The following is a 12,542-nucleotide window of genomic DNA, read 5'->3' on the forward strand; positions in this document are numbered from 1 at the left end:
CTGCGCGCACTGGGGCCAGTACGGCGCGGGTGTCACAGGGGCGACAAGACCATGAGGACCTCGTCGCGATCGTCGCCGGTGGCCAGCCGTAGAGCGCCGGGCCACCGGCCGATCTCCTTCCAGCCGAGCCGGCCGTAGAACCCTTCCAGTCCGACACCACCGCGTGCGGCGAGGTGCAGCTGCTCCAGACCCATCTCGTCACGGGCGACCTCATGGGCCCGACGCATCAATGCCGCGCCTACGCCCTGGCCCCGGATGCTGAGCCGGGTCTGCACGTGGTGAAGCGTGCCCCAGTGCGTGATCAGCGGATGAGGGTCGCGGCGGATGTTCAGCCAGCCTGCAACGGTGTCGTCGGCCAGGGTTATCAGCAGGCGGCTGGTCGTCGGGGCAAGATCCTCGATGATGCGGTCGAGTGCGGCGATGACCTCGGCCACGTCCACCGGTGGGAAGGGAAACCCGGCCGCCCCGCCCGCATTGCTCACCTCGGTCCAGCAATCCACGAGGGCCTGCTTCAGCTCGCCAGTGATCTTGTGAGGGCTGACGATCTGAGTGAACCCCGGGACGTTGCTACTGATCATGAAGACGAGTGTCGCAAACACGCCCCACCTGACGGCGCTCAAGGGGCGCCCACCCGAACTTCGCTGGGAACCGCGGTGCGGGGCTCGGGACTTCCGTTCGCTGATGAGCAGCCGGAGTCCCTCGTCATATGGGGCACTGATCCCGCACCCGGTCGCCGGGCCTGGCGCGGTCAGGATGTGAGCGTTCCGTCCTCCTGCGCGGCATGTGACGCACCGTCAAGGTGCCTGGTGCCGTACGCATGTTGAGTTCCGCGCTACACGGCGAACACGGTTCCGGAGTCTCGGGCTGTGTTCGTCTGCCGCAGCGCCCAGCCCCGGAGTTCGCTCCCAAGGCCACCGTCGACGGCCGCTACGAGACGGGCCAGCGCGGCACGGCTGGACGGGCCGCTCCGTAGCAGGGCGGACAACTCCAGGGTCCAGTACGCGAAGAGCGCCCGCCGTGCATCATCGGGGTCTGTGGTGGCGTTCGCTGCCGCCGAAGCAGGGTGGCCGGCCGGGTGGCAGGTGGAGGACACCGGGCGGCGGGCACTACCGACGTCCGCGCTGCCCGCGCCGATCACCTGTCGGCCCGGGCCGACAGGCGCATTCGATTGGTGGGTGCCGCTCCTGGGAGGCCTTGTGGCGCTGAACCAGTGCGACGCCCCGGAGAGGGCGGTGGTGTTCTGGCGCCGCGCCGCGCACCTGGCCCTTCAGCTGATCCGCGCCGAGCCGATCTACCCCCGCTCTTGATGAGGTCGAACAGGCGGTGTGGCGCATCGGGCCCCTCCCCGCCAGGGCCGACGCTGCCCTGACGGCTCTCGCCGAGGCCACCCCACCCGGCGTCGTGCCACCTGGCGTGATGGCGCGCCAGATGCTCGCGCTGTTCTACGACTCTCCGGTCGATGCGCTGGTGCGTACCCCGGCTGCCGCCGTATTCGGCACGAACCCGTGAACGGCGGCCGATCGCGCACCGGTGGGCTACATCCCCACCGACGAGGGCTGGCTGTACCTGGCGACGGTCATCGACATCACCTCCCGGCGGATGATCGGCTGGGCCACCGCCGACGACCTGCGGACCGAGCTGGTCTCCGACGCCCTCAGGGCCGCCTATCGGCAGCGTCGTCCGGCCTGTGGGGCGGCCTTTCGCTCCCACCGGGGCTGTACACAAGCGCCGAATTCGCCTTACTCAGTGCACAGTTCGGGATCCGGCTCTCGGTCGGCCGCACCGGCCAGTGCTGGGACAACACGCTCGCCGAATCCTTCTTCGCCACCATCAAACGGGAGTTGCTCGGAACGGACCCATGGCCCAGCCGTGCACTCGCAGCCCGAACGGCGGTCTTCGACTTCATCGAGGGTTGGTATAACTCGCGTCGTCTGCACGGCAGCCTCGGCTACCGCAGTCCCGCCGAATACGAAGCCGCTATCACGGCCTGACCGACACGACCAACGTGTCCGCCAAAGCGGAGCGCTCACCGCCTGATCGTCCGCGAAGGCCTATCGCTTGGCGGGCAGCCCGATACGTTCTAGGACAAGCCAGTAACCGCCGGATCCGGCTTCGCCAGACTCTTCAGCTCTGATACGACATACACGTCGAAGACGCCAGCAGAGTTCCTCGGAGGCGTGCCCCACACTTGTCCAAGTTGCTAACCCTCGACTCGACCAAGCAGATCAATTGCCAGATGGCCGGCGAGGACGGGGAGGGTGGCGTGGGGTGGGACGAGGGCGGGGAGGACGTGGTCGCGGCCGTGGCCGGGGGTGCCGTGGCGGTGTTGCCAGCGGTCGTCGGCCGGGAGGAGGTCGTGGAGGGCGGAGAGGAGGTCCTCGTCGCTGCCGGCGCCGGTTTCCAGGAGGGCCACGCCCATGGTGGCGTGCGGGGTGAAGACGTTGAGCAGTCCGTCCCGTCCGTGGGCGGCGTCCCGGAGGAAGGACTCGCACGCGCGGGTCAGGTCGTAGACGGTTTCCCGTGAGCCGGTTCGGATGTCGAGTTCTCGTGTCGTGAAGTTTTCGGGCATGGGGCGATCTTCTCAAGTCAAGATTCCCGAAAAGGGCGCGACGGGTGTCGGGGCATACGACAACGTCGGCCTTCAGGACCCTTGACGGGTGCTGAAGGCCGACGTGTGGTGGTGTTTCTCAGCCGCCGATCGGGCCCAGCGGGATGTCCTGGACGGAGATGCTGAGGGACTTTATGGAGCCGCCGGTCAGGACGGGCACACCGTTGGGGCCCGGGGCGAACTTGGCGGTCAGGCCGTCCAGCGAACCGCTGACGGAGAGACCACCCGCGACGTTGTCGAGGTCGTCGTCGGCAATTTCGCGGGTCTCAATGCCGGGGGTGTTGCTCATGGTGGCGAGCATCCTCTTCCTGTGGTGATGAAGGGCACCGCGCAGGGCGCACAGTGCGACGGGAATCCCTTGAATGACCCCCGTCATGGTCCAGATTGCACTGTGGCGGGGGGCGTGGGGCGTGAATCGCCAGTCTCTTCACTCGCCGTGCACACCGGGGCCTTAAGTGGAAGAGGCGCGTCACGTACGGGAGTTGACTGTGAGGCGGGGCGGGCAATGGGCCGGCAATGCCGTGGAAACAAAGGTCCAGCAGGCGAGACGGGGGTTTGACCCTGGTTCGCGGACCCGGCTACGTTCGTCGGCATGTTGACGTCAGCCCTGCTCACCACGCGCGGTCACATCGACCTGCTGCGGGTGGCGTCCGCCGCGTGTCGTCACCGCGGCCACTGTTGTTACTGACGTTCGTTCTTGTCGGAGTTCCTGGCGTTGGGGTTCCTGGTGTTGGGGTTCCTGGTGTTGGGCCTGTCGTTGGGGGTCCCGGCTGGGGGCTTCCGGTGGGTTAACTCCCCCTGGGTGTCTGTCCGTTGGGGTTCCTTCGTTTGGTGTCGGGTGCGTTGGTGCCGGGCGTGATGGCTGCGTGGGAGCGCGTGGTGTCGCGGTGCGGTGCGGCGTGGGTCCGGCGCCCGTGTGAGTGGGTGGGTTGTCGATGAGCGGTGATGGGCAGGTCGCCGTGGCCGGGCGGGTTCCGGTCGGGGTGTCGGGGGCGACGGGCGGTGCCGTCGAGTTGTCCCGGGTGGTGCCGGTGTCCGCGCGGCGGTGTGGGGTGCCGCGGTGGGTGCGGCGGGCCGTGGGGCCGGTCGGACTGGTCGTGTTGTGGCAGGCGTTGAGCTCCGGCGGGGCGCTGCCGGCCGACATGTTGGCGTCGCCGGTGGACATCGCGCGGACAGCCGGCGGGATGGTCGCGGACGGGACGCTGCCGTCGGCGATGGGGGTGTCGCTCCAACGGGTCGTCGTGGGACTGGTGTTGGGCGGGGTCGTCGGGGTCGCGTTGGCGTTGGTGTCGGGGCTGTCGCGGCTGGGTGAGGACCTGGTCGACGCGACGGTGCAGATGCTGCGGTCGATCCCGTGGGTGGGGGTGATTCCGCTCTTCATCATCTGGCTGGGGATCGGGGAGGCCCCGAAGATCGCGTTGATCTCGGTCGGGGTGGCGTTCCACCTGTATCTGAACGTGTACGCCGGAATCCGGGGCGTGGATGCGCAGTTGGTGGAGGCCGGGACCTCGCTGGGGCTGGGTCGGTGGGGGCTGATCCGGCACGTGGTGCTGCCCGGGGCGCTGCCGGGCGCGATGACCGGGTTGCGGTACTCGTTGGCGACCGCCTGGCTGGCGCTGGTCTTCGGTGAGCAGGTCAACGCCGACGACGGGCTGGGCTTTCTGATGAACCAGGCACGTGAGTTCTTCCGCACCGACGTGATCGTGGTCTGTCTGGTGGTCTACGCGGTCCTCGGGCTGCTCGCCGATTTCCTCGTCCGCACCCTCGAAAGGTTGTTGTTGCAGTGGCGACCGACGTTCACGGGGCAGTGAGTCCCCGCCTCCCCGGCACTCCGAGCACCCCCGACACCTCCGGCGCTCCCGGCAGCCCCGTCGCCCGTACCGAGGGGCGTTCGGGGTCCCGCGGTCCCGCGGTCCATGTACGGGGACTGGTAAGGGAGTTCGGTCGGCGACGGGTGATCGATGGGTTGGGGTTGGAGATCGGTGCCGGTGAGTTCGTGGCGCTGCTGGGGCGTAGTGGGTGCGGGAAGTCGACGTTGTTGCGGGTGTTGGCCGGGCTGGACCGGGAGATCGGGGGCGAGGTGCTGGTGCCGCGGCGCCGGGCGGTGGCGTTCCAGGCACCGCGGTTGATGCCGTGGAAGCGGGTCTGGCGGAACGTGCTGTTGGGGCTGCCCGGGCGACCCCGACGGGATGCTGCGGTACGGGCGCTGGAGGAGGTCGGGCTCGGGCATCGGGCGGATGCCTGGCCGAAGACGCTGTCCGGGGGTGAGGCGCAACGGGCCTCGCTGGCGCGGGCGTTGGTGCGCGATCCCGATCTGCTGTTGCTCGACGAGCCGTTCGGGGCGCTCGACGCGCTGACCCGGATCACGGCGCAGCGGCTGGTGGCCGAGCTGTGGCGGGAACGGGGCTGCGCGGTGCTGCTGGTCACCCATGACGTGGAGGAGGCGCTCCTGTTGGCCGATCGCGTGCTGGTGATGGAGGAGGGCCGGATCGCGTACGAGACGGAGGTGTCGCTGCCTCGGGCGCGGGAGGTCGCCGACCCGCGGTTCGCGGAGCTGCGCGCCCGGCTGCTGGGCCGGCTGGGCGTGGCCGACGAGAACGACGGGCCGGGTGCGCCGCCGACGCCGGCGGAGGGCGCGGCCCAGGACGGGGCGCCGCGCGGGCCACGGGAGTCGCGGAAGCGGGCGGTCGTCTGAGCCCGCAGGCCCCCAGCGGCACGGGCCCGGCCTGAACCGCGAGCGCCAACGCAGCCCCCCATCCCCCTTGCACGGAACGGCAGAACGGACCCCACACCCCATGAAACCCACACCGCCCATGACACCGGCACCGACGACCCGACGGACGGGAAGACCGACAAGCGGACAGACCACCAGACAGACGACCGGGCGGACACCGGGCCGCCGACGACGGGCCCTCGGCCTGGCCGCCCTCCCCCTCGCCCTGTTGCTGAGCGCCTGTGGGGGTGCCACGCACGCCGACGGGGTCGGCGGACACACCGACGGCAAGGGGTCGCTGACGCTCAACGTCGGTGACCAGAAGGGGGGTTCGGAGGCGATACTGCGGGCCGCGGGCGAGCTGGCCGACCTGCCCTACAAGATCAAGTGGTCGACGTTCACGTCAGGGCCACCACTGTTGGAGGCGGTCAACGCCGGGGCGGTGGACGTCGGGGCGGTCGGCAACACCCCGCCGGTCTTCGCGGGCGCGGCGCACTCGAAGATCAAGGTGATCGCCGGGACGCACAGCCGCTCGGACGGCGAGGCGATCCTGGTGAAGAAGGGTTCGCCGCTGACCTCCCCCGCACAGTTGAAGGGGAAGTCGATCGCGGTGGCGCAGGGCAGTTCCGCGCACCTCCAGTTGGTCTCGTCGCTGAAGCGGGTGGGGTTGTCCCCCAAGGACGTCACGCTCAACTACCTCCAACCGGCCGACGCGTTGGCCGCGTTCACCCGGGGGAAGGTCGATGCCTGGGCGATCTGGGACCCGTACACCGCGCAGGCGCTGGACCAGGCGGACGCGCGGGTCCTGACGACTGGTCAGGGCTTGGTGAACGGGTTGAGTTTCCAGGTCGCGGCGCCCGCCGCGCTGGACGACACGGCGAAGGCGGCGGCGCTGAAGGACTACACGGCGCGGCTGCGGCGGGCCCAGGACTGGGTGTTCAGGCACCCGTCGGCCTGGGCGAAGGCGTGGGCGACGGCGACCGGGCTGCCGGAGAAGGTGGCGCTGGACGCGGTCCGATGCACCCGGGCAACGGCGGTTCCGGTCGCCGTGGACAAGGGGGCGGTCGCCTCCGAGCAACACATCGTCGACACCTTCGCGCAGTTGAAGCTGATCCCGCGCGCCTTCGACTTCGGGGAGTTGGTCGATCCCCGCTTCAACGGCGGTCTGCCGCCTTCGGATACGGCGCCGCGTAGCTATGGAAAGGCCCAGTGATATGTCCGTACACCTGCATTGGTTCCTGCCGACCGGCGGCGACGGGCGGACGCTCGTCGACCGGCACGCGTACACCGACGGGGGCATCCGGCGGGACCGGATCACCCCGGTCAGCGGGGTGCGCGCCCCGGACGTGGAGTATCTGGCGCAGATCGCCAAGGCCGCCGAGCAGTTGGGGTTCGAGGCGGTGCTCACCCCGACCGGTACGTGGTGCGAGGACGCCTGGCTGACGACGATGGCCCTGTCCCAGGTCACCGAGCGGCTGAAGTTCCTGGTGGCGTTCCGGCCGGGGGTGATCTCGCCGGTGCTGGCCGCGCAGATGGCGGCCACGTTCCAACGGGTCTCCCGGGGGCGGCTGCTGCTGAACGTGGTGACGGGCGGGGACTCCACCGAGCAGAGGCGGTTCGGGGACCGCCTCGACCACGATCAACGGTATGCCAGGACCGACGAGTTCCTCCAGGTCGTGCGGGGGGTGTGGGGCGGGGTGCCGTTCGACTTCCGGGGCGAGCACTACCAGGTCGAGGGCGGTCTGACGGCGCTGCCGCCGGACCCGCTGCCGGAGATCTTCTTCGGCGGGTCCTCGCCGGCGGCCGGGCCGGTGGCCGCGCGGAACGTCGATGTCTATCTGACCTGGGGCGAACCGCCGGAGCAGGTGCGGCAGAAGGTCGAGTGGATCCGCGGGTTGGCGGAGCGGGAGGGGCGGACGGTCCGGTTCGGGATCCGGCTGCACACCATCGCGCGGGACTCGTCGAAGGAGGCGTGGGCGACGGCGAACCGGCTGCTGGACGATCTCGATCCGGAGACCATCGCGGCCGCCCAACAGGCCCTGGGCAAGAGCGAGTCGGTGGGGCAGCAGCGGATGCTGGCGCTGCACGGCGGCTCGCGGGACGAGCTGGAGATCTCGCCGAACCTGTGGGCGGGGGTGGGGCTGGTGCGCGGTGGCGCCGGCACCGCGCTGGTCGGCAGTCACGCCGAGGTGGCGGACCGGATCGAGGAGTACCACGCGCTGGGCATCGAGCACTTCGTGCTGTCCGGGTACCCGCATCTGGAGGAGGCGTACTGGTTCGGGGAGGGGGTCCGGCCGGAGCTCGCCGCGCGCGGGCTGCTGGAGGCCGGGCCGTCGCCGCTGGCCGGGGTGCCGGCGGCGAACGGGCGGCCGGCGTCGGCTCCGGGCGGCGCTCCGCTGCTGGTGTCGGGCGGACGCTGACCGGGCGCCGCGCGAGCGGTGGGGTCGAGCGGGAAGATCCCGGCCCCACCGCGAGTTAGTAGAAACATGAACCACATCGGGGTGCGCGAGGTCGAGGTCGTGGTGATCGGCGCCGGGCAGGCGGGGCTGGCGGCCGCCTTCCACCTGCGGCGCAGCGGCTACCGCCCGGACCGGGATGTCGTGGTGTTCGACCACTCCCCCCGGCCGGGCGGCGCCTGGCAGTTCCGGTGGCCCACCCTCACCTACGACACGGTGCACGGCATGCACGCGCTGCCCGGCATGGCGCTGACCGACGCCGATCCGGCGCGGCCGTCGGCCGAGGTGATCGCCGGGTACTTCGCGGAGTACGAGCGGCGCTTCGGGCTGCGGGTGCACCGGCCGGTGAGCGTCACCGCGGTGCGGGACGCCGGCGACGGCCGACTCCGGGTGGAGACCTCGCGGGGGACGTACGCGGCGCGGGCCGTGATCAACGCGACCGGGACCTGGGACCGGCCGTTCTGGCCGCGGTTCCCGGGCCAGGAGGGTTTCCGCGGGCGGCAGTTGCACAGCGCGCAGTACCGCGGGCCGGAGGAGTTCCGCGGCGCCCGGGTGGTGGTGGTCGGGGGCGGCACCTCCGCCGTCCAGCAGTTGATCGAGATCGCGCCGGTCGCGGCGGCGACGACCTGGGTGACCCGGCGGGAGCCGGTGTTCCGCAGCGGGCCGTTCGGGCCGGACGAGGGGCGGGCCGCGGTGGCACTGGTCGAGGAGCGGGTCCGGCAGGGGCTGCCGCCGCGCAGCGTGGTGAGCGTGACCGGGCTGGCGATGACCGAGACGGTCCGGCGGGCCCGCGAGGGCGGCGTCCTGGACCGGCTCCCGCTCTTCGCGCGGATCACCCCCGACGGGGTGGCCTGGGACGACGGCCGCACCGTCGAGGCCGACGCGCTGCTCTACGCGACCGGGTTCCGGGCCGCCCTCGACCACCTGGCGCCGCTGCGGCTGCGCGAGGCGGGCGGCGGCATCCGGCTGGCCGGGACGCGGGCGGAGCGCGACCCCCGGGTGCACCTCGTCGGCTACGGGCCCTCGGCCAGCACCATCGGCGCCAACCGGGCGGGGCGGGCCGCGGTCCGGGAGATTCGGCGGCTGCTTGCGGGGACGGAGGCCGCGCCGCCGGGGCCCGGGCAGGGGAGTTGGGGCCCGGAGGACCCCGGTCCCGGCCCGGCCCGCGCGCTTCGGGGAGGCGGTGCCGGCTACGCGGCCGGGGCGGCGGCCGACTCCCCCACCGGGACGCGGCTGAGCTCGGCCGCCCGCAGCTTGGCGTAGCCGGGGCGGATCACCTCGTTGATCAGGGCGGTGCGCTCGTCGAAGGGGAGGAACGCGGCCTTGGCGGCGTTGAGCGTGAACTCCTCCAGTTCGGCGGCGCGGTAGCCGAAGGTCCGTTGCAGGTGCTGGAACTCCCGCGTCATGGTGGTGCCGCTGACCAGGCGGTTGTCGGTGTTGAGGCAGACCCGGAAGCCGAGTCGGCGGAGCAGGTCGATGGGGTGCTCGGGGTAGCTGGTGGCGGCGCCGGTCTGGAGGTTGGAGGTCGGGCAGACCTCCAGCGCGATCCGCTGGTCGCGGACGTAGGAGGCGAGGCGTCCGAGGGTGACGTTGCCGTCGGCGTCGACCGCGATGTCGTCGGTGATCCGGACCCCGTGGCCGATGCGGTGGGCGCCGCAGCGCAGCACCGCCTCGCGGATGGACTCGGCGCCGACCGCCTCGCCGGCGTGGATGGTCACCCGGGCGCCCTGGCTGCGGAGGTAGTCGAAGGCGTCGGCGTGCCGGGCGGCGGGGTTGCCGATCTCGCCGCCGGCGATGTCGAAGCCGGCCACCCCGCGGTCGCGGTGGGCGACGGCGAGTTCGGCGATCTCCCGCGCGCGCTCGGCGTGCCGCATGGCGCACAGCAGGGTGCCGACGCGGATCCGCCGGCCGGTCGCCGCGGCGCGCCGCTCCCCCTCGCGGAAGCCGGCGTTGACCGCCTCGACGACCTCGTCGAGGGTCAGGCCGCCGGTGAGGTGCTGCTCGGGGGCGTACCGGACCTCGGCGTAGACCACGCCGTCGGCGGCCAGGTCCTCGGCACACTCCGCCGCGATCCGGTACAGCGCCTCGGCGGTCTGCATCACGGCGCAGGTGTGCGCGAACGTCTCCAAGTACCGCTCCAGGGAACCGGAGTCGGCGGCGTCCCGGAACCAGGCCGCCAGCTCGGCCGGATCGGTGCTCGGCAGCGCCCGGTAGCCGAGGGCGCCGGCCAGCTCGATGATCGTCTCCGGACGCAGGCCACCGTCGAGGTGATCGTGGAGCAGCACCTTGGGGGCGCGGCGGATCCACTCCGGGGCGAGCACATCGGTGGACTGCGGGGCAAGCAACTTGTCAGACAACGTCATGGGGCGCGAGTATGACACGTCCCGCCGCCACCGGGCGACCGGGTATCGCCGGGTGAACGGGCCGGGCGTGCTGCGGGGGTTCCGGGGCGTCAGCGCGCCTGCCACACCGGGAGCGCGGGGGCGCCCGGCGGCACCATGTGCTTGGCGGCCAGCAGCGGGGTGCGGTCGAGCCGTACGACCTGGGTGACCAGGACGCCGGGGGTGTCCGCGGGGCGGCCCAACTGGGCGCCGCGCTGCCTGCCGAGGGTGGTGGCCACGATGGTGCTGCCGCCGGTCAGCGGCAGCCCCCGCCCGGCGTCCAGCAGCAGCCGCAGCATCGACGAGGTCCGCCCGTCGGGCCCGTCGAACGCCGCGACGGCGTCCGGCAGCAGCTCCGCGACGGTCTCGTCCGCGGCCCACTCCTGGGTCAGGCAGACCGGCACGCCGTCGACCTCGATCACGCTCTCCCAGAAGCGCACCTCGCCGTGGGCCGGCAGGACCAGGTGCTGGGTGGAGAAGTCGGTGGGCTCCTCGCGGGTCCGGGCCAGCGGCACGGTCGCGGTCTGCCGCCCCTCCCCCAGCAGTTGCTCCACCGGCTTGAGGAACTCGAAGCCGCGCGGCGGCAGATGGCGGCTGACCGTGCGGCCCACCCCGCGCCGCACCGTGATCACGCCGTCCTCCTGGAGCAGGATCAGCGCCTCGCGCAACGCGGGCCGGCCGACGCCCAGTTCGGCGGCGAGCCGGGGCTCGGTGGGCAGGGTGGAGCCCGGCGGGTAGGTGCCGGCGCGGATGGCCTCGACCATCCGCTCGTAGAGCGCGACGACGGGCCGTCGCCGCTGGGGTTGTCCGGCAGCCATATCCCTCTCCCGAATCCGTGGTCGGACCGGCCGCCGAGCTCGCAGGCCGTCCGCGTGCGCCGCACCGGACGGCTACGCCCCGTGCCACGAGAGGAGTTTCGCATCGATCGGTGCCCTGCTGGCGCCCCGCCGACCCGGTGCGCGCGGCCCCGTTCCAACGCTTCTTGTCTGACAAGATTGTCCGAGGCCGCGGGCGCCCTCCGCGTGTGACGGGCCCTTCAGCGCTCCAGCGGCCGCCGCGCGGTCTCCGGGAGCATCAGGTAGACGACGAAGGACACCAGGCAGAGCGCGGAGACGTACCAGGGGAAGAGGTCCGGGTGGCCGGCCTGCTTGAACCACGTGCCGACGTAGGGGGCGGTGCCGCCGAAGAGGGCGACGGTGACGGAGTACGGGAAGCCGATGCCGGCGGCGCGCACCCGGGCCGGGAAGATCTCGGCGTTCACCGCGGCGGCGATCGAGGTGTAACCGGTGAGCAGCACCATGCCGACGCACTGCACCAGCAGCAGGGAGGCGAACGCGTCGGTGACCAGGTGGAGCAGCGGCACCGCCAGCACGGCGAAGCCCAGCGCGAAGGTGAGCAGCAGCGGCTTGCGTCCGATGCGGTCCGAGAGCAGGCCGCCGAGCGGTTGCAGCACCGCGAAGAAGGCCAGCGACAGGGTGCCGACCAGGAGCGCGTCGCCCTTGTCGAAACCGGCGTTGACCTGGGCGTAGGTGGGCAGGTAGGTGGTCCAGGTGTAGTAGGCGAGGGTGGCGCCGGCGGTGATGCCGCAGATGAGGAGCGACTGCCGGGGGTAGCGGCGCAGGGCCTCGAAGAGGCCGGGGCGGTCGGCCGGTTCCCCGTCTTGGACGGGGGTGAGGGTCTCCCGGGCGCCGCGCCGGATCCACAGGCCGAGCAGGCTCAGCAGGGCACCGCCGAGGAAGGCGATCCGCCAGCCCCACCGGCCCATTTGGTCGTCGGTGAGCAGCGCGGCGAGCAGCGCGCCGACGCCGGAGGCGAGCAGTTGGCCGACGGTGGTGGAGATGTACTGGAAGCTGGAGAACAGGCCGCGCCGGCCCGGCCCGGCGGACTCGACCAGGAACGTGGTGGAGGCCGCGAACTCGCCGCCCACCGAAAGCCCTTGGACCAGCCGCGCGAGGACCAGCACGACCGGGGCGAGCAGTCCGGTCGCCGCGTAGGTGGGGGTGAGCGCGACCAGCAGACTGCCGCCGCCCATCAGCAGGATGGTGAGGGTCAGGGCGGTGCGCCGGCCGCGCCGGTCGGCGACCGCGCCCATCAGCAGCCCGCCGACCGGGCGCATGAAGAAGCCGACGGCGAAGACCGCGAAGGTGGACAGCAGCGGCACCAGGGAGTTGCCGGCGTCCTTGGGGAAGACCTGGTCGGCGAAGTAGACCGCCAGGAAGGAGTAGGCGTACCAGTCGTACCACTCCACGGCGTTGCCGATGGAGGCGGCGGCCAACTGCCGTGTGCGCGACGGCGGGCGGGCACCGCCGGGCGCCCGGTCCTCCGCTATGGGCTGTGCGTTCGACATGGTCCGTGAACCCCCGGTTCTTCTCCTCGGCCTGCTG

At 71.9% G+C, this 12,542-nt stretch carries 13 protein-coding genes and 2 pseudogenes; 9 read left to right on the forward strand and 6 right to left on the reverse strand.

Annotated elements, in window-relative coordinates; translation table 11 throughout:
* Positions 1 to 32: 32 nt before the first annotated feature.
* Complete coding sequence (locus PV796_RS07410) at positions 33 to 578, reverse strand: GNAT family N-acetyltransferase (RefSeq protein WP_274912119.1); 546 nt, start codon at positions 576 to 578, stop codon at positions 33 to 35.
* 597 nt (positions 579 to 1,175) lie between these two features.
* Between PV796_RS07410 and PV796_RS07415 the strand changes: the two genes are divergently transcribed.
* The 3 genes and pseudogenes from PV796_RS07415 to PV796_RS42290 all read left to right on the forward strand — a co-directional run bounded on the left by PV796_RS07415 (position 1,176) and on the right by PV796_RS42290 (position 1,991).
* A complete protein-coding gene (locus PV796_RS07415; protein ID WP_274912120.1) occupies positions 1,176 to 1,307 on the forward strand; it encodes a hypothetical protein in 132 nt (43 codons plus the stop codon).
* 223 nt (positions 1,308 to 1,530) lie between these two features.
* Positions 1,531 to 1,701 (forward strand): annotated as a pseudogene (locus PV796_RS42285) (DDE-type integrase/transposase/recombinase); the annotation flags it as partial.
* A gap of 59 nt (positions 1,702 to 1,760) precedes the next feature.
* Positions 1,761 to 1,991: an integrase core domain-containing protein gene (locus PV796_RS42290; RefSeq protein ID WP_446750678.1), complete on the forward strand. Its 231-nt coding sequence runs from the start codon at positions 1,761 to 1,763 to the stop codon at positions 1,989 to 1,991.
* Between the two features lie 133 nt (positions 1,992 to 2,124).
* Here the strand turns inward: PV796_RS42290 and PV796_RS07425 are convergent.
* Together PV796_RS07425 and PV796_RS07430 are read right to left on the reverse strand one after the other, a co-directional pair.
* Positions 2,125 to 2,569, reverse strand: a pseudogene (locus PV796_RS07425) (YjbQ family protein).
* 118 nt (positions 2,570 to 2,687) lie between these two features.
* Entirely contained in the window at positions 2,688 to 2,897 is a 210-nt protein-coding gene (locus tag PV796_RS07430) for a hypothetical protein (RefSeq protein WP_274912122.1), read from the reverse strand.
* Positions 2,898 to 3,200: 303 nt separating this feature from the next.
* Between PV796_RS07430 and PV796_RS42010 the strand changes: the two genes are divergently transcribed.
* From PV796_RS42010 to PV796_RS07455, 6 genes are all read left to right on the forward strand, one after another.
* Positions 3,201 to 3,296, forward strand: coding sequence for a putative leader peptide (locus tag PV796_RS42010; RefSeq protein ID WP_342456891.1), 96 nt, complete (start codon positions 3,201 to 3,203; stop codon positions 3,294 to 3,296).
* Positions 3,297 to 3,543: 247 nt separating this feature from the next.
* Positions 3,544 to 4,419: an ABC transporter permease gene (locus tag PV796_RS07435; protein ID WP_274912123.1), complete on the forward strand. Its 876-nt coding sequence runs from the start codon at positions 3,544 to 3,546 to the stop codon at positions 4,417 to 4,419.
* 116 nt (positions 4,420 to 4,535) lie between these two features.
* On the forward strand, positions 4,536 to 5,303 hold the full coding sequence (locus tag PV796_RS07440; RefSeq protein WP_274918896.1) for an ABC transporter ATP-binding protein: 768 nt from the start codon (positions 4,536 to 4,538) through the stop codon (positions 5,301 to 5,303).
* Positions 5,304 to 5,421: 118 nt separating this feature from the next.
* On the forward strand, positions 5,422 to 6,534 hold the full coding sequence (locus tag PV796_RS07445) for an ABC transporter substrate-binding protein (protein WP_274912124.1): 1,113 nt from the start codon (positions 5,422 to 5,424) through the stop codon (positions 6,532 to 6,534).
* Position 6,535: 1 nt separating this feature from the next.
* The gene (locus tag PV796_RS07450) at positions 6,536 to 7,741 is read left to right on the forward strand and encodes an LLM class flavin-dependent oxidoreductase (RefSeq protein ID WP_274912125.1); all 1,206 of its coding nucleotides are present in this window, start codon (positions 6,536 to 6,538) and stop codon (positions 7,739 to 7,741) included.
* Between the two features lie 66 nt (positions 7,742 to 7,807).
* Positions 7,808 to 9,040, forward strand: a complete 1,233-nt coding sequence (locus tag PV796_RS07455; RefSeq protein WP_274912126.1) for an NAD(P)-binding domain-containing protein — start codon at positions 7,808 to 7,810, stop codon at positions 9,038 to 9,040.
* Here the strand turns inward: PV796_RS07455 and PV796_RS07460 are convergent.
* The 3 genes from PV796_RS07460 to PV796_RS07470 all read right to left on the reverse strand — a co-directional run bounded on the left by PV796_RS07460 (position 8,968) and on the right by PV796_RS07470 (position 12,505).
* The gene (locus PV796_RS07460; protein ID WP_274912127.1) at positions 8,968 to 10,140 is read right to left on the reverse strand and encodes an adenosine deaminase; all 1,173 of its coding nucleotides are present in this window, start codon (positions 10,138 to 10,140) and stop codon (positions 8,968 to 8,970) included. The genes PV796_RS07455 and PV796_RS07460 overlap by 73 nt on opposite strands.
* A gap of 89 nt (positions 10,141 to 10,229) precedes the next feature.
* On the reverse strand, positions 10,230 to 10,976 hold the full coding sequence (locus tag PV796_RS07465) for a GntR family transcriptional regulator (protein WP_274912128.1): 747 nt from the start codon (positions 10,974 to 10,976) through the stop codon (positions 10,230 to 10,232).
* A gap of 218 nt (positions 10,977 to 11,194) precedes the next feature.
* Complete coding sequence (locus PV796_RS07470) at positions 11,195 to 12,505, reverse strand: MFS transporter (protein WP_274912129.1); 1,311 nt, start codon at positions 12,503 to 12,505, stop codon at positions 11,195 to 11,197.
* Positions 12,506 to 12,542: the final 37 nt, after the last annotated feature.

The sequence above is a fragment of the Streptomyces sp. WZ-12 genome, assembly GCF_028898845.1.
Classification (GTDB): domain Bacteria; phylum Actinomycetota; class Actinomycetes; order Streptomycetales; family Streptomycetaceae; genus Streptomyces.

What these genes read in the sequence shown, in the direction of transcription:
- PV796_RS07460 (WP_274912127.1), bottom strand. Translation starts at nt 10,140, where the DNA reads ATGACGTTGTCTGACAAGTTGCTTGCCCCGCAGTCCACCGATGTGCTC.
- PV796_RS07435 (WP_274912123.1), top strand. Translation starts at nt 3,544, where the DNA reads ATGAGCGGTGATGGGCAGGTCGCCGTGGCCGGGCGGGTTCCGGTCGGG.
- PV796_RS07430 (WP_274912122.1), bottom strand. Translation starts at nt 2,897, where the DNA reads ATGAGCAACACCCCCGGCATTGAGACCCGCGAAATTGCCGACGACGAC.
- PV796_RS07455 (WP_274912126.1), top strand. Translation starts at nt 7,808, where the DNA reads ATGAACCACATCGGGGTGCGCGAGGTCGAGGTCGTGGTGATCGGCGCC.
- PV796_RS42010 (WP_342456891.1), top strand. Translation starts at nt 3,201, where the DNA reads ATGTTGACGTCAGCCCTGCTCACCACGCGCGGTCACATCGACCTGCTG.
- PV796_RS07410 (WP_274912119.1), bottom strand. Translation starts at nt 578, where the DNA reads ATGATCAGTAGCAACGTCCCGGGGTTCACTCAGATCGTCAGCCCTCAC.
- PV796_RS07445 (WP_274912124.1), top strand. Translation starts at nt 5,422, where the DNA reads ATGACACCGGCACCGACGACCCGACGGACGGGAAGACCGACAAGCGGA.
- PV796_RS07470 (WP_274912129.1), bottom strand. Translation starts at nt 12,505, where the DNA reads ATGTCGAACGCACAGCCCATAGCGGAGGACCGGGCGCCCGGCGGTGCC.
- PV796_RS07450 (WP_274912125.1), top strand. Translation starts at nt 6,536, where the DNA reads ATGTCCGTACACCTGCATTGGTTCCTGCCGACCGGCGGCGACGGGCGG.
- PV796_RS07465 (WP_274912128.1), bottom strand. Translation starts at nt 10,976, where the DNA reads ATGGCTGCCGGACAACCCCAGCGGCGACGGCCCGTCGTCGCGCTCTAC.